At 61.4% G+C, this 23,555-nt stretch carries 17 protein-coding genes and 3 tRNA genes; 17 read left to right on the top strand and 3 right to left on the bottom strand.

Translation table 11 applies throughout. From position 1 onward, the window contains the following. Positions 1–215 precede the first annotated feature (215 nt). Positions 216–2,777 carry a M28 family peptidase gene (locus tag BMX94_RS07985; protein WP_091005404.1) on the top strand — a complete coding sequence of 854 codons (2,562 nt, stop codon included), beginning with the start codon at positions 216–218 and terminating at the stop codon, positions 2,775–2,777. A 109-nt stretch (positions 2,778–2,886) separates the two neighbouring features. Here BMX94_RS07985 and BMX94_RS07990 read toward each other — a convergent pair whose 3' ends face one another. Next, positions 2,887–6,945: a SpaA isopeptide-forming pilin-related protein gene (locus BMX94_RS07990; RefSeq protein WP_143052297.1), complete on the bottom strand. Its 4,059-nt coding sequence runs from the start codon at positions 6,943–6,945 to the stop codon at positions 2,887–2,889. 266 nt (positions 6,946–7,211) lie between these two features. Between BMX94_RS07990 and BMX94_RS07995 the strand changes: the two genes are divergently transcribed. The 6 genes from BMX94_RS07995 to argH all read left to right on the top strand — a co-directional run bounded on the left by BMX94_RS07995 (position 7,212) and on the right by argH (position 12,559). Next, positions 7,212–7,586, top strand: coding sequence for a 3-hydroxyisobutyrate dehydrogenase (locus BMX94_RS07995; RefSeq protein WP_091005408.1), 375 nt, complete (start codon positions 7,212–7,214; stop codon positions 7,584–7,586). A 103-nt stretch (positions 7,587–7,689) separates the two neighbouring features. Beyond that, positions 7,690–7,764: transfer RNA gene (locus BMX94_RS08000), tRNA-Gly, on the top strand. Positions 7,765–7,868: 104 nt separating this feature from the next. Further along, positions 7,869–9,149, top strand: coding sequence for an aminopeptidase (locus BMX94_RS08005; RefSeq protein ID WP_091005409.1), 1,281 nt, complete (start codon positions 7,869–7,871; stop codon positions 9,147–9,149). 108 nt (positions 9,150–9,257) lie between these two features. Then, positions 9,258–9,333: transfer RNA gene (locus tag BMX94_RS08010), tRNA-Lys, on the top strand. Between the two features lie 460 nt (positions 9,334–9,793). Then, positions 9,794–11,014 carry an argininosuccinate synthase gene (locus BMX94_RS08015; protein WP_091005411.1) on the top strand — a complete coding sequence of 407 codons (1,221 nt, stop codon included), beginning with the start codon at positions 9,794–9,796 and terminating at the stop codon, positions 11,012–11,014. Between the two features lie 159 nt (positions 11,015–11,173). Beyond that, positions 11,174–12,559 (top strand): argininosuccinate lyase, encoded by a 1,386-nt coding sequence (gene argH, locus BMX94_RS08020; RefSeq protein ID WP_091005412.1) that lies wholly within the window; start codon positions 11,174–11,176, stop codon positions 12,557–12,559. Between the two features lie 86 nt (positions 12,560–12,645). Here the strand turns inward: argH and BMX94_RS08025 are convergent, their stop codons facing one another. Next, complete coding sequence (locus tag BMX94_RS08025) at positions 12,646–12,864, bottom strand: DUF3006 domain-containing protein (protein ID WP_091005414.1); 219 nt, start codon at positions 12,862–12,864, stop codon at positions 12,646–12,648. 45 nt (positions 12,865–12,909) lie between these two features. Further along, positions 12,910–14,523 (bottom strand): ComEC/Rec2 family competence protein, encoded by a 1,614-nt coding sequence (locus BMX94_RS08030; protein WP_091005415.1) that lies wholly within the window; start codon positions 14,521–14,523, stop codon positions 12,910–12,912. 259 nt (positions 14,524–14,782) lie between these two features. Between BMX94_RS08030 and BMX94_RS08035 the strand changes: the two genes are divergently transcribed. The 10 genes from BMX94_RS08035 to BMX94_RS08080 all read left to right on the top strand — a co-directional run bounded on the left by BMX94_RS08035 (position 14,783) and on the right by BMX94_RS08080 (position 23,552). Continuing rightward, positions 14,783–15,808 (top strand): hypothetical protein, encoded by a 1,026-nt coding sequence (locus BMX94_RS08035; RefSeq protein WP_091005417.1) that lies wholly within the window; start codon positions 14,783–14,785, stop codon positions 15,806–15,808. A gap of 52 nt (positions 15,809–15,860) precedes the next feature. Then, positions 15,861–17,207 (top strand): adenylosuccinate lyase, encoded by a 1,347-nt coding sequence (gene purB / locus BMX94_RS08040; RefSeq protein WP_091005418.1) that lies wholly within the window; start codon positions 15,861–15,863, stop codon positions 17,205–17,207. Positions 17,208–17,258: 51 nt separating this feature from the next. Further along, entirely contained in the window at positions 17,259–17,525 is a 267-nt protein-coding gene (locus BMX94_RS08045; RefSeq protein ID WP_091005421.1) for a TIGR03905 family TSCPD domain-containing protein, read from the top strand. A gap of 9 nt (positions 17,526–17,534) precedes the next feature. Then, a complete protein-coding gene (locus BMX94_RS08050) occupies positions 17,535–18,785 on the top strand; it encodes a Tat pathway signal protein (protein ID WP_286160058.1) in 1,251 nt (416 codons plus the stop codon). A 103-nt stretch (positions 18,786–18,888) separates the two neighbouring features. After that, on the top strand, positions 18,889–19,626 hold the full coding sequence (locus BMX94_RS08055; protein WP_032110099.1) for a response regulator: 738 nt from the start codon (positions 18,889–18,891) through the stop codon (positions 19,624–19,626). A 132-nt stretch (positions 19,627–19,758) separates the two neighbouring features. Further along, the gene (locus tag BMX94_RS08060) at positions 19,759–21,171 is read left to right on the top strand and encodes a sensor histidine kinase (RefSeq protein WP_091005450.1); all 1,413 of its coding nucleotides are present in this window, start codon (positions 19,759–19,761) and stop codon (positions 21,169–21,171) included. 111 nt (positions 21,172–21,282) lie between these two features. Beyond that, positions 21,283–22,179: a phosphoribosylaminoimidazolesuccinocarboxamide synthase gene (locus BMX94_RS08065; protein WP_177171379.1), complete on the top strand. Its 897-nt coding sequence runs from the start codon at positions 21,283–21,285 to the stop codon at positions 22,177–22,179. Then, on the top strand, positions 22,166–22,924 hold the full coding sequence (locus tag BMX94_RS08070; protein ID WP_091005423.1) for a hypothetical protein: 759 nt from the start codon (positions 22,166–22,168) through the stop codon (positions 22,922–22,924). Before BMX94_RS08065 ends, BMX94_RS08070 begins: the two co-directional genes overlap by 14 nt. A 52-nt stretch (positions 22,925–22,976) precedes the next feature. Further along, a tRNA-Arg gene (locus BMX94_RS08075) sits at positions 22,977–23,052 on the top strand. Positions 23,053–23,255: 203 nt separating this feature from the next. Beyond that, positions 23,256–23,552 carry a helix-turn-helix domain-containing protein gene (locus BMX94_RS08080; protein WP_091005426.1) on the top strand — a complete coding sequence of 99 codons (297 nt, stop codon included), beginning with the start codon at positions 23,256–23,258 and terminating at the stop codon, positions 23,550–23,552. Positions 23,553–23,555: the final 3 nt, after the last annotated feature.

The following is a 23,555-nucleotide window of genomic DNA, read 5'->3' on the forward strand; positions in this document are numbered from 1 at the left end:
CGACGAGCCCGCCAAAAAGAGAAACATGCAAGATGCCCGCACCGCAACAGCAACAAATGGCCGGACATGTGGTCTCGCTGTGGGGGAAATGCCGTGCAGAAGACCGTCCAAGGGGTGCCGGGGTGATATCGCCGCCCATCAAGACGTATACTCAGTACCGTATATGCGCATTCTCGCGACCCAAACGGCTGCGTGACCAGCGGAGGACGTACAGCATGGCCATGACACATGATTATTTGGACTATCTGGAGGACCAGATTGGCATTTCTCCGGCAAACAGCCAGGAGGAGCTCCAGGCAGCCCAGACTATTGCAGACCTTATGAAGCAGCATGACGTCGACGTTAACGTCGAGGAGTTTGACGCCCCCGGCCTTGCTCGCTTTGTGCGGTGCGTCCTTCTCGTGCTCATGTTCCTGGGAATTATCCTTGCGGGCACGGGTGCCTCGGGCTTGGGCATCGTCTTGGCACTGGTGCCCGGCGCCGTTCTTGTTCTCGACGCCCTTGGTATTGGTGGAGGGTTCCTCTCTAAGCTTGGGCCTACGGCTCGCAGCCAGAATGTCGTTGCCGTTCACCATGCCACGGGAGAGCTTGTTGCCAAGGGCAACAGGCCCATCGTCGTGGTTGCGCACTACGATTCCCCACATGAGAGCTTTCTGTACAGTAGCCCGATTTCCAGCTATATCCCCATGATTCGCAAGGCTGTCAAGTGGCTTGTCCCTGCAGTTGCGCTCTGCGCGCTGCTCCAGGCCTTCTCCTTCCTGCCTGCGCCCCTTCGCTCCCTTCTTTGGGTTGCGGGCATTTTGCTTGCCATTCCCCTTGTGGCGCTTGGCGCCGACGGAATCTACCAGAGGTTCTCGACATGCTCGCTTGGGTCTAATGACAACAAGTCTTCGGTCGCGGCGCTTCTTGGCATCCTTGACAATGTGAGGCCCTCGGGCGAGAAGCCCGTTTCCAACCGCTCCCTCGAGCGAGAGCGGCAGGAGAAGGAGGCTGCCGCTGCCCAAGCAGCGCAGACTGCCGAGGCCCCGACCCCCGTTGAGGAGCCTGTCCTTGAGCCAGCCGCCAAGCCCGAAGAGGTAGTTGGCGTACGCCATGGCAAGGACGTGATTGCTGCACTTGGCATCCTCCCCGCCGACTGTGATATTGAGTACGTCGACTCCTCTAAGGATATGAGGTCTTCCTCTATTGACGCTGACGAGACAAGCGAGCTGCCTGGCAGCCCCGTCCGCACCGGTTCCCGCATCGATGCCCTGACGCAGACTGACGCAGCGGATTCCACCGAGAGCCTCCCACGGCCTGCGGCCGCTCGCACGAGCGATGCAAGCACCGAACCCGTTTCTGACCCTGCTGCCAACGTGGACTCCACGGTTGCTGCGCCCGTTACGACAGACGCCCCTACCGAGGAAGCCGCACCTGACGCTCCAGAGAAGACGCACTTCTTTGACCGCAAGAAGCTCGCGAGCATGTTTGATCGCTTTGAGAGCCGCGGCGTTGGTGAGAAGGATGACTCGGGCCTCACGGCCACGCCCGACGACGATCTTGGGTCCACGCGCCCCACGGCCCCAACTCCGCGCAAGCGTCCCGAGAAGCCCGACGATCCCAACTGGGGTAAGTCGAGCTTCAAGCCCCAGGTCTCTGACGTCGCGCGTCGTGCTGCGCTGTTTGACCTTCCCGATCCGTCTGAGCTGTCCGACCCCCTTGCGTCGGACTCTGATGCCACCCAGCTTGCGCCCGCGCGCCCCGCAGCAACCCCTGCACGGAGGAGCATGGGAAGCCTGCTGAGCGATGCAAACAGCAGGAATGCCCAGCGCATTCGTAGCGGAGTGGCCGATTCCGACGTGCCCGTTATCACGCCGGGCTCCACGGCAGCTGCGCCAGTTCAGCCTGTTTCCAATGCGACGCAGGATGGTCTTGACGTTATCAGCGCAGATGACCTTGGCATGCAGGAAGAAGTGCCTGAGCGGCCTGCCGAGAAGCACCACTTTAGTCTCTTTGGTCATGGCAAGGGCAGCGGTGGCCGTTCCCACAGTCAGGATGCTCGCGGCAGTTGGCTTAGCGACGACCCTGAGAACTGGGACGAGAGCTCTGACTCTGATCCCTGGAAGGGGGGCGCCACTACGAGAAGCGGCCTTCGCCTGGTAGATGACGAGCCGTCCGAGACCCTAGAGCCTTCTGGCGCCGCCGTGCAGGCAGACGCCGAGCCTCTTTCCAATGACTCTGCAACTAGCACCGATGCCGAAGGATCCTCCGTTGCTGCTGCCGAGGCTGAGACCGATGGGGCTCCTACCGAGGACGACCTTCGGGCTGCCGTGCTCCACATGGGTGATGATGAGCTGGTCTGCCACGACATCTGGTTTGTCGCTCTCGGTGCTTCCGATCTTGACCATGCTGGCATGCGCTCCTTCCTGTCTCAGCATCGCTCCGCCATCCGTGGTGCGTTCCTTGTGAACCTCGATTGCATTGGCGCCGGTGACCTCTCTCTTCTGACCCGCGAGGGCTTCGAGCCCACCCGCCGTGCGGACAGGAGGCTCCTCAGGCTCCTTACGGGCACGGCATCTGATCTCCATACGGATCTCAAGACCCAGAACTTCGACTGGGCGGATACTGACGCTTCCGTAGCCATGCGCACCTCCGTCCGTGCTGTCACGATCATGGGCATGGGCAACAACGGCTTGCCGGCTCTCTCGCGCACCGAGCAGGACGCGCCCGAGAACGTTGACGGCGACCAGGCTGCCTCAGTGGCAGAGCTGGTTACGGAGATGATTCGTCGCTCCTAGCCACGAGACAGCGTTTCACGTGGAACGTGCGAGTCCGAGGGGGTCGGCCGTTGCCGGCCCCCTCTTGTCTACCTCATAGCGTTACCGTGCGAGAAGATGGCGGCTTGGGCTATCCCTTTCTCCGTCTCCAAAGTGCAAGGATGACCCCTGCGCACCCGAGGGTCGCACAGACTCCCATTGCGATGTGTGCCGTTGGGTCACCGGTCTGGGGTGTGCCGCTCGCCTCGTGCCGCGTGTTGGGATTCGCGTTCTCCGGTTTATCCCCGGAGTTGTCTGGCGGCACGTCCTTGTGGTAGTCGACGGTCTGGCTTGCCGCTCCAAGGTCTTTGTGAGACGCAACCTCATTGCCATCGCGATAGAGGGTCTCGAAGACAACCACCTTCCTGCCCTCGATGGATGACCCGGCAACCTCAAACGGCATGGCAACGGTATCGGCTGCCTCTATGGGAACGAACTGTTGCGTCACCTCGACAGGGTTGCCGCTGGTATCGAGGATGGGCTCGCCGCTCTCTGCATCCATGAGCGCGCCTTTTAGCTCGTAGGCTGTGCCGGGGATGAGTCCCTCAAAGGCAACAACATCCACGATTCTGCTTGTCTCCTGGGCCACGCCCTCGTGCCTGCCGGTCTTCTCGTCTGTTGCCGTTGTTTGTACTGAAGGCGAGGGCTCCTCGCGGTTATCAATGGTGCCCAGGTCGAGCACCGCGCTGTGCCGCGATGGGGGAAACTCGGTGGTGAGCTCGAAGGAGACGAGCTCGTGTCCGCGGTTGGCGTCGCAGCGCAGCTCCCGAACCTCGTAGCGGTCGTATGGGAGTGCGGCGAGGCCCTCAATAGCCTTCTCGTTAGCGCCAACAGAGCCACCAAACCATACGCCGCTCTGTGCATCAAGCTTGGAGGAGTCGACCGAAAGCTCCGAGGAATCCGCGTTTTTCTCGTCCATTGCCGCGTCGTTTGCGTTTGTACGCTGCTCAGGGGCATATACGGACGAGTCAAAGATGCCGTTCTCGTCCGTCACCGCAACGTGCCACTCTCCCGTGGTGAGGCTGGTGATGAGAAAAGCGACGTTGGCCATGGGCTTCTGGGAGTTCTCGTCTCGCTTTACGAGCCGGATGTCCGTACGCACAACCTGGTCGCGCACAGCATCCTTGGGTTCGGTGAGGTCTATAACCTTGCCGTCCTCCTCCACACGGAACGTGTTTGACCAGAGTCTTGCCTCACTGTCCAGGAGATACCCTCTCGGCGCGTTGGTCTCGCGAACGGTATAGGTGCCAAACGGAAGTGCGTTTGCGCTGGTAAATACTGTGCCAGTCTCATCCGTTGTCAGCGTGAGGGCAACCTCACCGGGGTTGATCGTTGCTCCGTCAACAAGAACAGGGTGCATGGAGCTGTTGGTCACCGTGAACGTAGCCCCCGCTAGCGTGGCGGAGCCGAGAGGAACATTGCCAAGGGTCTCGCGGTCAACCTTTCCAACACGTACGCCCCCACGTATCACCTGGTCGTCGACGGGGCTTTGGGCTGCGACCAGCTTGCCGTTCTCGGCGATGCTCACCTTCGCCTTCCACTCTTCGTTGAGCAGATATCCCTCCGGTGGGGTGACCTCGCGAACGGAGTAGTGGCCATACGGTAGTTGGTTGGCCGTTGTAGTTGCGTGACCATGGGCGTCCGTCACCAGGTCGATACCCGTGATTGCCTCTCCGGGGGCATATGCCACTCCCGCGATAACAACGGGGCGCTTGGACTCGTTGGTAATCTGGAAGTGCGCCCCCTCGAGCGAGGCGTCTCCCTGGGGGTTAGAGGTTGCAAGCTCGTGATCAATCTTGTCGAGGCAGAGCCCACCCGAGATGGGGGTGTCCGGCAGCTCAACAACTTCCTCGCTTTCCTCATGCAGCACGAGTGTCTTGGTCCACGCCTCGTTGAGGAGGTAACCTTCGGGCGCTTTGGTCTCCCGCAGGGTATAGGTGCCGTAGGGAAGCTGGATGATGGGAAACTTTCCCTCGACGTTGGCTGTGAGGGCGCATACCACTTCGCCCGGCGAGAAAACCTGATCGTTGTAGACTACGTCCCCTTCTGAGGCGTTGGTGATACTCACCTCGGTCCCTTCGAAGGTGGAGTCTCCCTGTGGCCCGTCCGAGCCAAGATTGATGTCCACCTTTACGACAGGTGGTGTGTGAGGTCTCTCGACAGCCTCGTCTACGGTGCCTGCGTCTGCCGGGGCCTGCGAGCCGGTGACCGTAGCAAGGCCCACCCAGTCCGAGTTGAGCTCGTAGCCCTTGGGCGCTTGGATCTCGCGCAGCTCGTACGTGCCATAGGGAAGCGAGCTCTCGCTCGTTGCTGCCCCCGTAGCGTCTGTTACTAGCTCGAAGCCAGCAATGACCTCCCCAACGGCATAGGTGACACCGTTCACGTTGACGGCGTGGTCGGAGACGTTGCGCACCTGGAACCGCGCGCCTGCCAGCGTAGCGTCGCCCTGCGCCACGCCCTCCTTGAGCTGATGGTCAATTTTTCCTACGTGAATCGAGCCGAGAAGCACCTCGTCACCAATGCCGCGGCCTTGTACGTCCTTCACGGCGCTTGTGTTGTTCCAGCCGTCGAGTGCTTTCCAGACGGCGGTGCCGTTCTCGAGCGTGACGGTTGCTACGTGCGTTGACGAGTCCGTGAGTGCGTAGCCTTCGGGTGCCTTGGTCTCTCTGATGGCGTACGTGCCCAGAGGAAAGACCGTCTCGCCATTCGAGTTGGCAAAGAGCTCATCGCCGGAGACAAGCTGCGAGCTGTCGTATGCTGCCACGCCAGACTCGTCAGTCGCAAAGACCCAGGTACGAAGGGGGTTGCCCGAGGCATTTCCCGTTGTGTCCCCGTAGTATGAGACGGTGAACTGCGCGCCCGCCAATGAGCCGTTCCCCTGCGCCGTGCCACCGGTCTTGGCGTCGAGCTTCTGCACAAGGGCACCGCCGGGTGCGCAGGCCGGCACCTCCTCAACGGGCGAGCCCTTGACCTGCGCCGTTGTACCCGCACTTACGGAGACGGGGTAGATTGTCTCGTCAAGCAGGTAGCCCTTTGAGGGATAGATCTCGCGGACGTAGTAGTCTCCCGCGGGGATGTCCTCAAAGGAGGCGTGGCCGTTCTCGTCTGTTGTGGCAGACTGCGCCAGCTGCGTGCACTCAGCGTCCGAGTAGAGGCCGTAGCGGGCACCAAAGAGCGAATAACTACCGTTGTCCTGCGTGATGGTCTTGTTTGCTGACTGCTTCACCAACTCTACCTGTCCGTTTGCGGGCCCCATGGGAAAGAGGACCCAGCAGGACGGAAAGCATTTGGGTGTGATGGTCGAGATTTGGTTCCCGTCAATGAGCATGTCTCCAGAGCCTATCCCGTTCGAACGGTGTGCAGAGTGCCAGAAGAGGTCCTCGTTGGATGAGCTGCCCCAGAAGAAACCCACGTGGTCGTCGGCGGTGTTTCCGTAGGCGTCCGCCCCAGCGCGAAACACTGATGAGTACGGAACGGCGCAGATGATGTCGCCCTTCTGAAGTAGTCCTGACGCCAGGAGTTCCTCCTTCGAGTCAAACGTGTACGAGATGACGTCGTTGTTCCTGCAGACGGCAAACCAATTGAGTAGCGATGCCCAGTTTCCCCGGTGACCGTCGGTGTTCACGAAGGTCTGGTATGGCGTGCCACCAACCTTGTTGAGGACGTAGGAGACAAACCCGTTGCACTGCATGCCGGGAGAATAGCCGCCGGGATCTCCGTTGGGACGCGGTAAGTTGCCCGTATCGTTGACGCCCTTGTAGGGAGTTCCCAGGTAGTAGCTGTCATGCTCGTGCGCAGTGAGCTCGTTTACCACCTGCTGACGAGTGACGCCGAGAAGATCGCTGATGTACCTGCTCCCGTCGGGGTTGTGCAGGTAGCCAATGTTCACGTTGCCTGATGCCGGCGATTGCGCCAGCGCAACCCCGTCCAACTTAAGACCACCACCCAGGATTTGCTCGGCGGCGAGCATCACGGTAAGCGCGATGGCTAGTACTCCCTGCCATATCGACCGTCTTCCAGCGTGGCCCGGACCAACATGGGGGCCACCCCGCAGTTTGTCTCCGCCAATAAGGCGTGAGCGCGGCATATCCCTCCTCACGTGGGCGTGTCGCTCTCCCTTCTCGACTTCTCGTGCCTGTTCTTGTCTCATGCGTCCTCCCTTGCGTGTCGATGGGCCCATTCAGGGACGCCAAGGCTACGGGGAGGTACTTGCACGAGATTGACGCCGCGCTTGCATGCGGCTGCCCCGCAGCCGGCACGAATCTGACGAGCACTACTTCTAAACTGGGAGAACGCAATTGCCGCAGGAGGGGTTCGGTTTCCCAAAACTCGTGGCGAGAATTGTTTACCAAGCCAGAGATGATGGGTATATCAACTCCGTACACGTTGTGACCCATTCTCTAGAGAGGATCCACCATGGATAAGGCTCTGCTTGACTACACCGCCGCTAAGGTCGATGAGATGCTTGCTGCCCCGTCAGCTTCGGCGGAAACCAAGAATGCTGCCCAGGCATGGAAGGACGCTATCGCTAAGGGTGATGATGCAGACGCCGCCACGAACGCTCTGCTCAACGCCATCAGCGCTCACCAGACCACGATCGATGACCTTATCGGCTTCGCAGGCTCTGATGCTGGCAAGCAGGTCTTTGGCGAGGAGGGCGCGGCAAAGATGCTCGCGCACTCCCAGGAGCGCAAGAAGGCCGGCGCCAAGTTTTGCGACTGTGCAGCCTGTAGGCCCTGCCATGAGTTACTGCACAAGTTTGGTCGCGAAGAGGCAGACGTCTATCTGTAAGCCTCTGCACCCGGCGGCTCAACGGCGTTCACGGTGCGTCCAAACGGCCAACTTGTGGAGTGTGGCCACCCCGGGCACGCGCTGTGATAGAATCTCCACGCATGCGGGCATCGCCAAGTGGTAAGGCAATGGCTTCCCAAGCCATCATCCGCGGGTTCGAATCCCGTTGCCCGCTCCAGAATACGCCGGGCCCCTTCGGGGGCCCTTTTTGTGGGTACTAACCCATATGAGAGCAGGCGCCCGGACATGGGCGCACCCGTACCACATGCGAAGGGAATCACTATGACTGCCATCCCCATGACGGACGAAGAATGCCGCCTGGCAACCGAGGCCATATCGGAACAGCTTGACCGTTACGCAAACCTGCTGGTAAAGAAGGGCGTGGCGCTCCACCCCGAGCAGGAGCTTGTGCTTTCTGCTCCCGTCGAGCGCGCCGACTTTACGCGAAGGGTCGTTCGCGCGGCGTATCGCGTTGGCGCGGGCCACGTGACGGTTATCTGGCATGACGACCAGGTCACTCGCATGACCTACGAGAATGTCCCCACCCCCTGGTTTGAGACGGTCCCGTCCTGGCAGCGCGAGCAGCTCAACTCCTTGGCGGAGGGCGGCGCGGCGTTTCTCTTCCTCGAGGGAGCTGACCCGTCGTCGCTGAAGGGCATCGATCCCGCCAAACCCGCCACGGCATCGCGCGCTCGCAACGAGCAGTGCAAGTCGTTCAGGGACGGAATGGATTTTGGGCACAACGCATGGTGCATCGCTGGCGTTCCCGTCCAGGCATGGGCGCGCGAGGTCTTTCCCGAGCTCTCCCCGGCCGAGGCTGTCTACCGCCTGTGGATTGCCATCCTCGAGACCTCGCGCGCCGAGGGCGACGATCCCGAGAGCGCCTGGGAGACGCATAACGCCACGTTTGAGCAGACCAAGCGCATGCTCAAACGCAAGCACTACTCTGCGTTGCGCTATGCATCCTCGAACGGCACGAACCTTACGGTTGGCCTCACGGAGGGTCACATTTGGGAGGGTGGAGCCGGCCGTCTGCAAGACGGAACGGTCTTCTTCCCCAACATCCCTACCGAGGAGGTCTTTACCTCGCCGGACCGCATGCGCGTTGACGGCATTGTGTACTCTGCGCTGCCGCTAGTTCACAATGGGCAGACCGTGCGCGACTTCTGGCTACGCTTCGAGGGTGGTGCCGTGGTGGACTATGGCGCCAAGTCGGGTAAGGACGTTCTGCAGCACATTCTCGAGACGGACGAGAATGCCGTTCGCCTTGGCGAGGTGGCTCTCGTCTCCAAGAACACGCCCATTCGCCAGAGCGGAATCCTCTTCTACGACACCCTGTATGACGAGAACGCCAGCTGCCACCTTGCACTTGGGATGGGCTTCCCCGAGTGCGTGAAGGGTGGTCTCTCGATGGACAAGGATCAGCTCATGGCTGCCGGCGTCAACCAGAGTCACACGCACGTTGACTTTATGGTGGGGTCTGATGACCTTAACATCTGGGGCGTTGCTGCCGACGGTACCGAGACACCCGTCTTCATCAACGGCCAATGGCCTTGGGAGTAGCAGCAAGGCGAGTATTTGTTCCATCGGGGCGGGGGCATGAGGTCAAGGCGATGCGTCAAACCCGCACGTGGTAGAATTGCGCTGCTACAGTGGCCATGGCCACGCCATGCGCTCTTAGCTCAGTTGGTAGAGCAGGGGACTTTTAATCCCAAGGTCGAGGGTTCGACCCCCTCAGGGCGCACCAGCAAACACGCAGGTCAGGGCGCTAGCCGCTCTGGCCTGCTTTGCGTTCCTGCCCACCCGCCGGAAGTCCGTCTCGCCCGCGCTTTGTTTCAAGCAGAAATCTTTTCTCGTCCGTACTTGCCAGCGAGGCCCATGCGGGCCTATAGTCGCGCATAGCAACGACAGCCGCGCGAGATATCGCGTGCCACTTTTTGAAGGGGTGACCAACGCATGATTTGCATCACACGCAGCCATAACGTGGTCTCCCTTCGACGCCAGAACCGACGAATCAGCCCCGCGATGTCGCGCGCGCTGGCATAGGTTCTTGTCGTCCTACTTTTCACAGGCAGTTCTAGACAAGGCACCCAGCAGCGCCCGGCACGATCGGGGGCTCTTCGTGACGTCGCGGCACAACCACGGCGCTCGTTTGTTCGCATGTCTGCAAGGGGTATCAAGGCCCAACAACAGAAAGGTGCATCAACATGGCTGAGAAGGAAAAGGTCGTCCTCGCGTATTCCGGTGGTCTGGACACGTCTGTCATCGTGAAGTGGCTGCAGGTCGAGAAGAACATGGACGTCATCGCAATCTGCGGTAACGTTGGCCAGGACGAGAAGGACCTCTCCTGGATTAAGCAGAAGGCCCTCGACATGGGCGCCATTGCCTCCGAGGCAGTTGACATGCGCGAGGAGTACGCCGAGACCATCGTCTCCAAGGCCATCTGGGCAAACGGCAAGTACGAGGGCATCTACCCCCTGCTTTCCGCGCTCTCTCGTCCCATCATCTCCAAGCACCTCGTGGACATTGCGCACCAGTACGGCGCCAAGTACATTGCCCATGGCTGCACCGGTAAGGGCAACGACCAGGTGCGTTTCGAGACCTCCATCCGCGCGCTCGATCCGTCGCTGGAGATCATTGCGCCGGTGCGTGAGTGGGACCTCACCACGCGTGACTCCGAGATGGAGTGGGCCAAGGCCAACGGCGTGCCCGTGCCCACCACCCACAAGAAGCCCTATTCCATCGACGACAACCTGTGGGGCCGTGCCATCGAGTGCGGCGTGCTCGAGGACACCTGGAACGAGCCGCCCTCGGACATCTGGACGATGACTAAGAACCCCGAGGACTGCCCTGCTGACCCCGAGACCGTGATAATCGGCTTCGAGGGCGGTCTGCCCGTCTCGATTAACGGTGAGAAGATGTCGCTGCTTGACTGCATCATCAAGGCCAACGAGATCGCCGGTCGCAACGGCTTTGGCCGCATCGACATGATTGAGGACCGTGTTGTGGGCATCAAGAGCCGTGAGTGCTACGAGTGCCCTGCCGCGCTGCTGCTCATCCAGGCCCACCAGTCGCTCGAGACCCTGTGCCTTGACGCCGAGACCCTGAAGCAGAAGGCCAAGCTCGATGTCGAGTGGGCATCCACGGTCTACCGCGGCCTCTGGTACTCGCAGAACCGCGAGGCCATCGATGCCTACAACGCCTACACGCAGAAGTACGTCACCGGTGAGGTGCGCATCAAGCTCTGCAAGGGCGGCCTGTTCGTCGACGGTCTGCGCTCGCCGTACAGCCTGTACGACTACAACCTGGCCACCTATGACGAGGGCGACACCTTCGATCACACGGCCTCCAAGGGCTTCATCACCATCCACGGCCTGCAGTCCAAGACCTGGTCTCGCGTCCAGGGCCCCGGCTCCAAGCTGCAGTAGGGACGCTGCTGGACGGGACAGACTCGGCCCGTCCGGCAAATGTTCGGGAAACGATGCCGCCGTCGGGGGCTCCCGGCGGCGGCTTTTCTACCAGCTCGTTTGCGCGGGCTGTTGCGGTAAGCTAGCAGGCACACTGGCACGGTATCGAGAGGGGCTCGCATGGCACTGTGGGGCGGTAGGTTCGAGAAGGGCGTCGATGCCTTCACGCAGGAGTTTGGCGCGTCGCTCGAGGACGACAAGGCGATGGCGCAAGAGGACATCAAGGGCTCTCGCGCACACGCCAAGATGCTGGCCAAGCAGGGCATTATCTCGAACGAGGACGCTGCGGCAATCGATGCCGGTCTCGAGAAGATCTCCGGCCAGATCTCTGACGGCTCTTTTGCCTGGGACGTGAACGACGAGGACGTTCATATGGCCGTCGAGAAGGCCCTCACCGCAGACATTGGCACTCCCGGTGCGCGCCTGCACACGGGCCGTTCGCGCAACGACCAGGTAGCCACCGATATCCGCCTCTATGCCAAGCGTTTGTGCGAGGAGCTCCTCGAGGGCAATGTCGAGCTGCGTCGTACCCTTCTGGACGTTGCCGAGAAGAACCTGGGCGTGGTGATGCCGGGCTACACGCACCTGCAGCACGCGCAGCCAGTGCTCTTCTCGCATCACATGCTGGCGTATTTCTGGATGTTCTCGCGAGACTACACGCGCCTTGTCGCTGCCCGTACCGCGGCTGACGCCAACCCGCTGGGGTCTGCGGCGCTTGCCGGTACCACCTACCCGCTCGACCGCGAGTACACCACCCAGCTTCTGGGCTTTGATCACGCAATCCCCAACTCGTTGGACGCCGTCTCGGACCGCGACTATCTGCTGGACCTTGACTACGCCTGCGCTGTGAGCATGATGCACCTCTCGCGCCTGTGCGAGGAGATCGTGCTTTGGAGCAGCACGGAGTTTGGCTTCATCACGCTCTCTGACAGCTACTCTACCGGCTCGTCCATCATGCCTCAGAAGAAGAACCCAGACTTTACCGAGCTCACGCGTGGTAAGACGGGGCGCGTCTACGGAGACCTCATGGCACTTCTCACAACCATGAAGTCGCTACCTCTGGCCTACAACAAGGACCTCCAAGAGTGCAAGGAGGGGCCGGCCGACGCTGCCAAGACCCTGCTCGATTGCATGGCCATTGCCTCCGGCATGCTCGAGACCATGACCGTGAACGCTGATGTCATGCTCAAGCAGGCGGGCAAGGGCTTTACTGCTGCCACAGACGTCGCCGACTATCTGGCAAAGAAGGGCATGCCGTTCCGTGAGGCACACGAGGTGGTTGGCAAGCTGGTCCTGTACTGCGAGAAGCACGGCAAGGGCCTCGAGGATTTGACCGCGGAGGAGTTTAAGGCGGCGAGCCCCCTCTTTGGGGAGGACATCGCGCAGGACCTTGACCCAGCCGGCATTGCCAACGCCCGCACCACTTATGGCGGCACTGGCGAGAAGGCCGTGCGCATTCAGCTCTCCGAGGCCAAGGCGCGCCTAGGGGCGGACGAGCGCCGGTAAGGTGACTCGAGAGGACAGCGAGGTAGGCGGCTGAAGCGCCTGGCGGAAGAAGACCTGGTAACCCATGCCTCCTTCCGGTCTAGGCGCTATTCCCCAAAGAGCCTGTGCGTGCGAGAGCGCATGGTGGCAGCACGCTCGCCGGTTGCTGCGGCATCTTTGCGGTACGTTCGCCCGTCAAACAGCAGCACATCGCCCTCGCGAGTGCCCGGTGGCAGCTGCGCACGGGGTACGTTGCGCATGCGGCCCAGACCCGCCTCCACAACGGCGATGCTGCCCTCAAAACGGTCCACGATGACTCGTTCCATGCGGTGCTCCTTTCTGAGTGCGCTGCCACCCAGGCGGGTTTGGCGCTAGGTTGGCGGGTGGCACTTCGAGCAAGGCTCGAGACCGGCGCTCTTTGCCTCGGAGAGGCTCATAGGAATTTTGCTCTTCTTGAGGTACTGGCATCCGTCTCGATGGTACTTCTTGCCGGTTTTTGTCACGTATACGGTTGGGTCAGAACCATTGCCGGTATCAGCCTGGCCCCCAGGCGACTCTGCCGCGGCCGCAGCGGAAGAGGCGCTGGTTGCCGCCGTGTCTCCGGCCACCACGGCTCCGTCCTTCTCGGTGCTGACCGAGAGGTTTGCCCCATCTGACTCGATGGTCACGGTTCCGTTGACTCCCGTTCCGTACACCGTCGTGCCCGAGAGAGCATCGAGCGCCTCTTGGGTTGGATGCCCGTAGGAGTTGCCAATGCCGTAAGAGATAACGGCATAGGTTGGGCTTAGCCTCGCCACCAGGCTCGCGTCGGTCGAAGTCTTGCTCCCGTGGTGTCCCACTTTAAGGACGTCTACGTGAGAGTTACATGCCCGCGAGATAAGGCCGGATGAAGCGTCGCCCGTGAAGAGGAAGGTGTTCTTCCCAAACGTCACCAGCACGATGGCGGAGGCGTCGTTGAGGTCATCGAACGAGGCGCCGCTTTGCGGCCCCAGGACCTGTATCGAGTACGCATCGCTGCCGCCAATGGTCTTGCCGGCTGTCGCGCCATGCGTCTCTATGCCGCGAGACTCGATGGCATCGAGGAAGTTCTCGAAGGTCCGTGTGTTGGTGGAAGCGTCGGGCGCCCAGATCTCGCCCACTTCGAGGGAGGAGATGACGGTGGTCAGACCGCCAATGTGGTCCTCGTGTGGATGTGTGGCAACCACGTAATCTATGCGGGAGTATCCCAAATCCTTGATGTACGAGAGGACCTTCCCGCCAGCGTCCGTAGGGCCACCGTCTATAAGGAGGCTCTTGCCATCCGGCAGCTCGATGAACTCCGAGTCACCTTGTCCAACGTCGATGAAGTGCGCCTTGAGCGTCCCCGCAGGCTGGGGCGTAGGCTTCTTGGCGAGAGCGGCAGCCTTGAGGGAGGCTACCTCGCTGGTATCCATGTGCTTGGACATGAAGGATGCTGCGCTCTCGATGGCGGCGTCGATGTCCGCGTCGCTCATGGCGGAGAGATCGCTTGCCGAATAGGAAACCTCCGCACGAGCGGACGCTTCGTTGTCGATGGTGACGCTCGTGCGCGAGGCGCTTTCGATGAGCGTTCCGTCAGCGGCCAGGAGGTAGTGGCTTGCGGGGGTTACGGTGTACGTTCCAGTCTCAAGGTTCTTGGCGGTATCGCTCGAGAAAGAAACCTCGATGGTTTGGGCTCCTCCGCCCTCCTTGGTCACGGTGGCCCATGCCCGGGAGCCAGTGGCGTCAAACGACTGGTCGCCGCTTGCAGTGAGTGCTAGCGTTCCCGTGTGCGTGGGCGTCACTTCTTGCGAGACCTGCGCAGGCTGGGAGTCTGGGCTAGCGTCCTGCGGGGTTACGGCTCCCGCGCTCCCTACGATGCACAGGAAGACAAAGAGCACGAGGGCAACGAACAGCCCCTTCTTCTTAAGACCCTTGCTCTGCGTGCCTTTTGCACGCCTTGCATGCAGCGATTTTCTCGCCTTCATTGGTTGTGCTCCCAACGGTCTATTGCTAACTCAGGGGTGCATTGGTTTAGGTATTTATAATCCTTCCCCAAGGGCGCGGCGGGTGTTCTGCTGACGTGAAGTTAAGGGCAATGAACGTATCGCACGCTCCGGCGAGTCTCTGTGCGTTGGGTACCGTTTACCTTAAAAGTCGGCCGTCCATCTAACATGGGCAGAGCAATGTTGTAGGATAGGGAATGAGAACGCATGTTCTACTATTTCAGCTGGGACAGGAGGGCACATGGATAGCAACCGCAACGCGGATAAGTTGCAGAGGATGGTTCCCAACGTCGAGGAGCTCGAGGTGTCAGAGCCAGAGTACATGGTGCCCCAGCAGCCAGGAAACAGCCCCTTTGGGTTGAGCAAACGGGCTCGCGTGATTGTGACGGCGGTGCTTGTAGTGCTGGCGATTGTCTCGGCATTTCCCCTAGCAACGCACTTCTCGTCACCAGAGACCTATTCCGGCGTCACCCAGACCCTCGAGGGCCAAAAGAGCACCGCTCTGGGACTTGTGGCAACTGCCACAACGGCATCCGTTGCGGTCTCGGCAATACCAGATGACGTGGGCACGCCCATCGCCAACCAGCTGGCAGATCTCTCCGGCAAACTCGCGGTGGTCCTTGTCATCATTTACCTCGAGAAGTTCCTCCTCACCACCTTTGGGCTTATTGCCTTTAGGTGCTTTGTTCCCGCGGGCATCGCGCTTCTGTGCCTGTGGTTGTGGCTGCGCGGGAGGTGGAGCCCCAGCCGCGTTCTGTTCGTTTGGGGCGTCAAGCTCCTGGTGGTGGCGTTGGCGCTGGCAACTCTTGTGCCGGTGAGTGCCGGTCTCACTCAAACCATAACCAACCAGTACCAGACGTCCCTTGCGGCAGAAGAGGCAAGCCAAGAGGCCAACGAGACAAGCGAGACTGTCTACGAGGACAACACCAGCCAGGACACAGAGGAGAACCAGAACATCCTTGAGATGCTGGGGTCCGCCATTTCCAGTGGGGTTGATGCGCTTGCCTCTGGTGCCGCAGATGCTGCAAACGCGGTGGGCGAGCAGCTCAACAAGCTCATCGATGCCGTGGCGGTGAGCATCGTGACGTCGTGCCTTGTTCCTCTCGCCGTACTGCTGCTCTACCTTTGGCTCATTAAGCTCTTCACTGGCGCAGACCTTACGGGCTACGTATCTAAGGCCCAGGGCGCGGCAGGTTCTGCCGTGCGCGGAGCTGGATCAGTCACGCGGAGCGCAGCAAGGCGGCACCGCGCCTCCACATCCAACTAGGATGCCGCGGTAGAATCAACGTACCAAAGACCTCACTGCGAAAGGAACGCAGATGATCGATCGCTACACCCGTCCAGAGATGGGCCACATTTTCTCGCTGGAGAACAAGTACGCCATCTGGCAAGAGATTGAGGTCCTCGCATGCGAGGCGCAAGCCGAGTTGGGCAAGATTGGCATCACCAAGGAAGAGGCCGCGTGGATTCGCGACCACGCTGCCTTCGACAAGGAGGAGGTCGACGCCATCGAGGCCGTCACCAACCACGACGTGATTGCCTTCCTCACGGACATGGGACGTCACATCGACGCAGATGTTCCCGAGGGAGACCCCAAGCCCAGCCGCTGGGTCCACTTTGGTATGACCAGCTCGGACCTTGGCGACACCGCGCTTTGCTACCAGCTGGTCCAGGCTACGGACATCCTGCTCGAAGACTGCAAGAAGCTTGGCGAGATTTGCAAGCGTCGCGCCTTCGAGGAGCGCGAGACCCTCTGTGTTGGCCGCACCCACGGCATCCACGCCGAGCCCATGACCTTTGGCATGAAGTTTGGCAGCTGGGCCTGGGAGCTCAAGCGTGACTATGACCGCCTCAAGAGCGCCCGCGCCAATGTGGCGTTTGGCGCCATCTCTGGCGCGGTGGGCACATACAGCTCGATTGACCCCTTTGTCGAGGAGTACGTCTGCGAGCACCTTGGCCTGGTGCACGACCCACTCTCCACGCAGGTCATCTCACGCGACCACCACGCCTATCTTGCCGGCGTCCTTGCCACCACGGCGGCCACCTGCGAGCGCATCGCAACCGAGATCCGCAACCTCCAGCGAACCGACACCCTCGAGGTGGAGGAGCCCTTCCGCAAGGGCCAGAAGGGCAGCTCGGCTATGCCCCACAAGCGCAATCCCATTACCGCGGAGAAGGTCTGCGGCCTCTCTCGCGTGGTAAAGGCTAACGCTCAGGTTGCCTTCGACAACGTTGCCCTGTGGCACGAGCGCGATATTTCGCACTCCTCAGCCGAGCGCGTTGCCCAGGCCGACAGCTTCATAGCGCTTGACCATATGTTCCAGTGCCTCATCCGCATTGTTGACGGCCTGGTGCTCTATCCGCAGCGCATGCTCGCCAATCTCAACAAGACGCGTGGCCTCATCTACTCCAGCAAGGTACTTCTCGCCCTTGTCGAGACGGGCATCACGCGTGAGGATGCCTACAAGATCGTGCAGGATGACGCCATGGCTACGTGGCATGAGGTGCAGGACTGCACGCCGGGTACGTCGTTCAAGGACAAGCTTGCTGCAGACAGCCGCTGCACACTCACCGCGCAGGAGCTCGATGCCATCTTCGACCCGCAGAGCTTCCTCAAGCGCAAGGACGTTGTCTTTGACCGCCTGGAGAAGCTCGAGTTCGAGTAGGTGTCGAGACCGGCATTCCCTGCACTGCGCACGAGAAACGGGAAAGGAAACATGTTCCACTACGACTTCAGGCCGCGAGGAGTCTGCTCGCAGGCTATCCACATTGATCTAACGGATGACGGCTCGACCATCGAAGGCGTCTCCTTTGAGGGCGGCTGCAACGGCAACCTCAAGGCCATCGGCAAGCTGGTCAAGGGCCAGCCCGTCGACCAGATTGCCGGCACCCTTGAGGGCAACACCTGTGGTCCCCGTCGCACTTCCTGCGCCGACCAGCTGAGCCACGCCCTGCGCGAGGCCCAGGCCGCAGCGCGCGCCTAGGGGCCTAACGTGCTGGGTCACCGCCACAACACCAAGAGCGTTGCCGCGCGCCACGCGGGCATCTCTCGCCGCTCGTTCTTCAAGACCGGCGCTGCGGCGGCCTCTGCCGCCGCAACCATAGGCGTCCTTGCGGGTTGCACCAACACTGCCGAGGACACGGCGGACACCGCCGAGCCCGTCAATGTCTCTGAGGACACGGGCACAAACATCCTCGACACCTTCACCTCGGTGGACCTGCCGTATTCCGCCAGCAACCAGTGGACGATACCCTTGGGCAACGTTCTCCATCCGGCGGAGGGTGTGTGGCTTCCCGTTACCACGGCAGGGGCATCTGCCAACCCCATGGTGATTGCCTCTGCCCTCTCAACCTTCTCTGGTGAGCTCAAGGAGGTTGTGACCAAGACGGTCACCGGCACTACCACCTCGGTCATCTACAGCGTGGCCTGCTCTGATTCGGTCTATGCCTGGGTCGAGCTGGACATGATTACCCGCGAGTGGAGCCTTTTTGCCTCGGCATTCTCAAACGGTGCCCTCACGGGAGAGACCAAGACCCTCTGGCAGGCGGATTCGGATTGGGATCCAGCACCGGTTGCCTGCAGCGGCACGTCGGTCATCTGGCAAGTGCAGCCCTCTGCCTCTGGGTCGAAGACGGCCGAGAGCTCGTATTGCTACCTGTGGACGGTCGGTGCCTCTGATGCCCAGGCGGTCGTGGAGTCGCCCGGGCGCTTTGCCACCACGCCCACCGTGTGCGGAGACTGGGTGGTTCTCGCACCCCGCGTTCGCGCAAGCGAGGGTACCTACTACGGCGTTACCGCCTACACCATCGACGACGGCCTCAAGACCAAGGTTGACCAGCTCGTGATGCCCGCCTCGGTAAAGCCGTTCCGTGCATGCCGGATGGGGGAGAAGTTCGTTGTGTCCGTCGAGGCAAACTACAGCTCGGGCGGGCTTCTCGGCAACATGGGCACCTACATTGGCTCGAGCGACGGAAGCGACTTTCTCTACCTCTCCCGCGAGCCCTTTGAGTGCGCGGCAGCAGGCAAGAACGGGGTCTACTTCATCAAGAGTCGTTCCTCGTACATTGTGGTCAACGCTAACGACCAGACCTACAGCGTTCTCTCGTCGGTCGACAGGAGCGTGGACTACGGCGAATACCCAGCGCGTGTTGGTGAGTGCAACACCTTTGTGACGTTCTCTTCCGTCAAGGACGCCACCACCGGCTACCCCGCTTCCGTAATTGTGAGAACCTTCCCCCTATAGGTTGGTTGGACTTTGGGCTTAGTGGGGTACACTACTATGGAACTAGTATGGAAACGGTGGGTTTCTCTAACCGTCGAGCGTACCTAAGCTTAAAGGAGGCCGTATGGCTTCGGACGAGAAGAAGATTCTGCTTGTTGAGGACGAGAAGGCAATTCGCGACGTCGTGGCCGCCTATCTCGACCATGAGAACTATATCGTGCGCGGCGTTGGCGATGGTCAGAGCGCTGTCGAGGAGTTTGAGAAGCACTCGTTTGATCTCGTGATTCTCGACCTCATGCTCCCCAAGCTCTCGGGCGAGCGCGTATGCCGTGCCATCCGTGAGACCTCTAACGTGCCCATCATCATGCTCACCGCAAAGGGCGAGGTCGAGGACCGCGTGATTGGCCTTGAGCTTGGTGCCGATGACTATCTCATCAAGCCCTTCTCGCCGCGCGAGCTCATTGCCCGCGTTCGCGCACTGCTCCGTCGCGCCCACACCGAGACCGAGCCCCAGCTTGAGGTCCTGGACTTTGGTGACCTGGTCATCGATATCTCGGGCCACAAGGTCATGGTTGAGGGCAAGGAGGTTGACCTCACGGCCTCCGAGTTCAAGCTCCTCACCACGCTCGCCCGCTATCCCGGCCGCGTCTACACCCGCATGGAGCTGGTCGAGAAGGTCCTTGGTTACGACTTCGAGGGCTACGAGCGCACCATCGACTCCCACGTCAAGAACCTGCGCGCCAAGCTGGGCGATGACCCGCGCAACCCGCGCTGGCTCTACACCGTTCACGGCGTGGGCTATCGCTTCGAGGCTCCCCAGGCCGATGACAAGGCCAAGGCGGCCAAGGCCAAAGCCGAGTAGGAGGCCAGCGTGGCCTCGCATGGACCAAGCAACGAACGCGCGGCCAATGGCGGCTCGGATGCCGCCACGGGCCGCGGCTCGTTTAACACGATAAAGCCAGACCCCAAGCACAGCTGGACCTACTCCACCAAGATGGCCATCTCGTTTGCGCTTACCGCAGTCATGACGGCGGTCATCTTTGTTATGGTTCTGGCGGTGGTGTGGGAGAGCCAGTTCAAGGCCTATACCAGGAGCAACATGCAGTCGCTTGCCCAGTCGGCGGCAGACACGCTTGCCATTGGGTATGACACCGCTGGGGCTTGGACACCAGATGTCATTGCCAGCGCGGCGTCCTTCTCGGTTTCGTCGCCGGATGCTGGGCTCCAGGTGCTGGATGCGGATAGCAACATCATCTACGACGACTCGCAGGGCATGTCTCGTCACGGCGATTCAGGCGCAACAGGGGCAACCGCGGTGCCCACGGGCTCGGAGTCTGTGGTGACCGCCAGCATCGTCGACTCCAAGGGTGAGACGGTAGGCACAGTGCGCATCTGGGCCTTTGGCTCCGACGCACTTCTCACCCCCTCGGATGCCAAGTTTCGCGAGAGCTCCTATAGCGCCATCGCCGCGGCAGCCGCCATTGCGGTGGTCCTTGCGGTGATCATTGGCTACTTTGTCTCGTGCTCGCTCACCAAGCCCATCCAGTGCATCACGCGCACGGCGTCTCAGATACGAAACGGCGACCTTACCGCCCGAACGGGCGTGCGTGGCACAGACGAGATTGGCCAGCTGGGCGAGACCTTCGATGACATGGCCACCTCCCTTGAGAAGGACCTCAAGCTCGAGCACCGCCTGACCAGCGACGTTGCGCACGAGCTGCGCACGCCGCTCATGGCCATCCTGGCAACCGTCGAGGCCATGCAGGATGGCGTCCTGCCTGCCGACGACGAGCACCTGGAGACCCTTGCGTCCGAGACGCGGCGTCTCTCTCGCCTTGTTGACGCCATGCTCAAGCTCTCGCGCCTTGAGAACGGCACAACCGAGCTCAAGGTGGAGCGCACCGATGTGGTCTACCTGGTTAAGAGCCTTGTGAGCTCGCAGCACCAGCTCTTCCACGAGAAGGGCCTGCACCTGCGCTTCAAGGACGACACCGCCCACGGCGAGTGCCAGGCGGACATCGACCCAGACCTCATTCGCGAAGCCGTGGTCAACCTCATGAGCAACGCCATGCGCTACACAGACGAGGACGGGTGGGTGGTTGTCTCGGTTGGCTCCGACCACTCTGATGCCATCATCTCGGTGCGTGACACGGGCATTGGCATTGCCAAGGAGGACATCCCCCAGACCTTCTCGCGCTTCTGGCGTTCGGACGTTAGCCGCGAGCGAGTCTCCGGTGGTTTGGGCGTGGGCCTCTCCATCACCAAGGAGATCGTGGACCGGCACAACGGCACCATCTCGGTTGACTCCGAGCTGGGCAAGGGCACCACGTTCACCATTCGCGTGCCGCTCAACCGTGGGCGCCGCAACCTCAAGCAGGCCCTGCAGGAGAAGCAGCAGGAGAAGTAGGGGTACTGCGACACAGCTGCCCTGACGTGCGCGAGCCCCGCGGCCGTGCGCTACACTACTCACTGCGTGCCTGACCAGCGGGCGCATCTTCAACAGGAAACGAGGTCCATCGTGGCAGACATCGAGCTTCGCCCGGATTCCCATGGCAAGGTCCGCGACATCTATGATTGCGGGGATGCCCTACTCATGGTCGCGTCCGACCGTATCAGCGCCTTTGACTACATCCTTCCGGACGAGATTCCATTTAAGGGCGAGATCCTCACGCGTATCTCGGCCTTCTGGTTTGAGCGCTTTGCAGATCTGATGCCCAACCACATGATCTCGATGGACGTGGCCGACTATCCTGCGGAGTACCACCGCTATGCCAGCTACCTGGCCGGTCGCTCCATGCTGGTCAAGAAGGCAAAGACCATTCCCATTGAGTGCATCGTGCGCGGGTACCTTACCGGCTCCGGCAAGAAGACCTACGACGCCAATGGCACCGTCTGTGGTATCAAGCTCCCGGACGGTCTGGTGGAGGCCTCCAAACTCCCCGAGCCCATCTTCACCCCGTCGACCAAGGCGGCCCTTGGCGATCACGACGAGAACATCTCGTTTGAGCGCTGCGCCCAGATTGTGGGCGAGGATACCGCAGCCCAGCTGCGCGACGCCTCTCTCGCCATCTATAAGGCCGCCGCTGAGTATGCCGCCACGCGTGGCATCATCATTGCCGACACCAAGTTTGAGTTTGGCTTCATCGACGACAAGCTCACACTCATCGACGAGTGCCTCACGCCGGACTCCAGCCGCTTCTGGCCTGCCGAGGGCTACCAGCCCGGCCGCGTCCAGCCCAGCTACGACAAGCAGTACGTGCGAGATTGGCTCAAGGCAAACTGGGATATGACCGGCGAGCCGCCGCACCTGCCCCATAACGTTATCGAGGGAACGTCCACCCGTTACCAGGAGGCGTTCCAGATTATCACCGGCCACGAGTTCGAGCCCATGAAGGAGTCCCATGTCTCTGCGTGATACCATCGACGGCGCCCGTAAGGAGGCGCAGGAGGCCGGTGGCCTGACCGGCAACGTTAAGTCTTCTGCCGCTCCAAAGGCCGATAAGGCCGAGCGCGGGGCCAAGGCCGAGAAGTCCGGCAAGGATGAGGCCGAGAAGCGCGACCCCATGACCACCAGGAGCTACCACAGCTCCGCTGCTGGTGCCAAGCCCAGCCGCGAGGCGGGCTCGACGGTTCGCACGGCTTCTTCTGGCTCTGCTTCCACCGGTCTGGGCGGCGGTCTCTTTGGCGGTGGCGGCACGCCCGCTCAAAAGGAAGCTCGCAAGGAGGAGAAGCGCAGGCAGCGCGAGGAGGAGGACTTCCGTCAGCGCGGCTACGACCTCATCCTGCGCTCTAACGAGGAATACCGCCGCACCGACCGCACCTGGTGGATTCTTGTCGGCGTGGGCTTTGGCATGACCATCGTGTCGCTGATTCTGGTATGGGCGTTCCCGGCCGACAGCACCAACTACCAGACAATCGTGGGCATTGCGTCCGTGGCGTCGCTGGTGCTTGCATACGGTCTGATCATCGGCGCCTTTGTGTACGACTGGCGCGTGCGGCGTCCTGTCCGCAAGGCCGCCGAGCGCAAGGTTGCCAGCTACAGCGACAAGAAGCTCGCCGAGCTCTTTGAGGAGCAGCGTCGTCACGAGAACGCGGCAGAGGCTGCGCGTCAGGCCGAGAAGGAAGCCGCACGGCAGCGTCGTGCCAACAAGAAGAAGTAGCGCGCGTACCGTGGCATATGCCGTTTTTCGATGGTAGAATGTCTTCTCGCACGCCCTCGTAGCTCAGGGGATAGAGCACAGGTTTCCTAAACCTGGTGTCGGCCGTTCGAATCGGCCCGGGGGCACCACGCATTCTTGCAGGCCAGGCCCGTATCTGGGACCTGGCCTGCTTGCTGTTTGGACGCACACTCATTTTTGGCAACGTGTGCGTTCCTACGCTTTGCCTGGCGCTCGTCCGTGGTGGTATGCATTTTTGCACTCAGACTCCTAAACCCCCGTTGGGGACCCCGGACGAACGATCGGACCTTCTCGGTCCGGGAGGGAGCCCGGGATGTATACCAAAGAGGAGCGCGAGGGGATACTCTGGGAGTTCCACCAGAGCGGGATGAGCGTGGCGGAGGCCTGCCGCAGGCTCGCGCTGTTCCCCAACGAGTGGAACCTGAGACGGTGGCTGCGCATGGAGGAGGCGGGCGAGCTCGCCGCCCGCGAGATGCCCGACCGGGCCTCCCGCATGCACTGCGCCCACGGCGAGGGGAGCCCCGCCTACCGGAGGGCGCGCCCCCGCGCCAGGCCGGCGGCACGTGTGTTTCGTCAAGAGAATTTGAGCAAAAAGAGCATCGGATATTGAGCA

Origin of the sequence: Olsenella sp. KH3B4, assembly GCA_900111695.1 — a bacterium.
Classification (GTDB): Bacteria; Actinomycetota; Coriobacteriia; order Coriobacteriales; family Atopobiaceae; genus Tractidigestivibacter.

Bases quoted from the DNA above. Each gene is read 5' to 3' on its own strand.
- BMX94_RS08025 (WP_091005414.1), bottom strand. From the start codon at position 12,864: ATGGAACGAGTCATCGTGGACCGTTTTGAGGGCAGCATCGCCGTTGTG.
- BMX94_RS07990 (WP_143052297.1), bottom strand. From the start codon at position 6,945: ATGAGACAAGAACAGGCACGAGAAGTCGAGAAGGGAGAGCGACACGCC.
- BMX94_RS07985 (WP_091005404.1), top strand. From the start codon at position 216: ATGGCCATGACACATGATTATTTGGACTATCTGGAGGACCAGATTGGC.
- argH (WP_091005412.1), top strand. From the start codon at position 11,174: ATGGCACTGTGGGGCGGTAGGTTCGAGAAGGGCGTCGATGCCTTCACG.
- BMX94_RS07995 (WP_091005408.1), top strand. From the start codon at position 7,212: ATGGATAAGGCTCTGCTTGACTACACCGCCGCTAAGGTCGATGAGATG.
- BMX94_RS08070 (WP_091005423.1), top strand. From the start codon at position 22,166: ATGTCTCTGCGTGATACCATCGACGGCGCCCGTAAGGAGGCGCAGGAG.
- BMX94_RS08080 (WP_091005426.1), top strand. From the start codon at position 23,256: ATGTATACCAAAGAGGAGCGCGAGGGGATACTCTGGGAGTTCCACCAG.
- BMX94_RS08055 (WP_032110099.1), top strand. From the start codon at position 18,889: ATGGCTTCGGACGAGAAGAAGATTCTGCTTGTTGAGGACGAGAAGGCA.
- BMX94_RS08005 (WP_091005409.1), top strand. From the start codon at position 7,869: ATGACTGCCATCCCCATGACGGACGAAGAATGCCGCCTGGCAACCGAG.
- purB (WP_091005418.1), top strand. From the start codon at position 15,861: ATGATCGATCGCTACACCCGTCCAGAGATGGGCCACATTTTCTCGCTG.
- BMX94_RS08045 (WP_091005421.1), top strand. From the start codon at position 17,259: ATGTTCCACTACGACTTCAGGCCGCGAGGAGTCTGCTCGCAGGCTATC.
- BMX94_RS08015 (WP_091005411.1), top strand. From the start codon at position 9,794: ATGGCTGAGAAGGAAAAGGTCGTCCTCGCGTATTCCGGTGGTCTGGAC.
- BMX94_RS08035 (WP_091005417.1), top strand. From the start codon at position 14,783: ATGGATAGCAACCGCAACGCGGATAAGTTGCAGAGGATGGTTCCCAAC.
- BMX94_RS08060 (WP_091005450.1), top strand. From the start codon at position 19,759: ATGGCCATCTCGTTTGCGCTTACCGCAGTCATGACGGCGGTCATCTTT.
- BMX94_RS08030 (WP_091005415.1), bottom strand. From the start codon at position 14,523: ATGAAGGCGAGAAAATCGCTGCATGCAAGGCGTGCAAAAGGCACGCAG.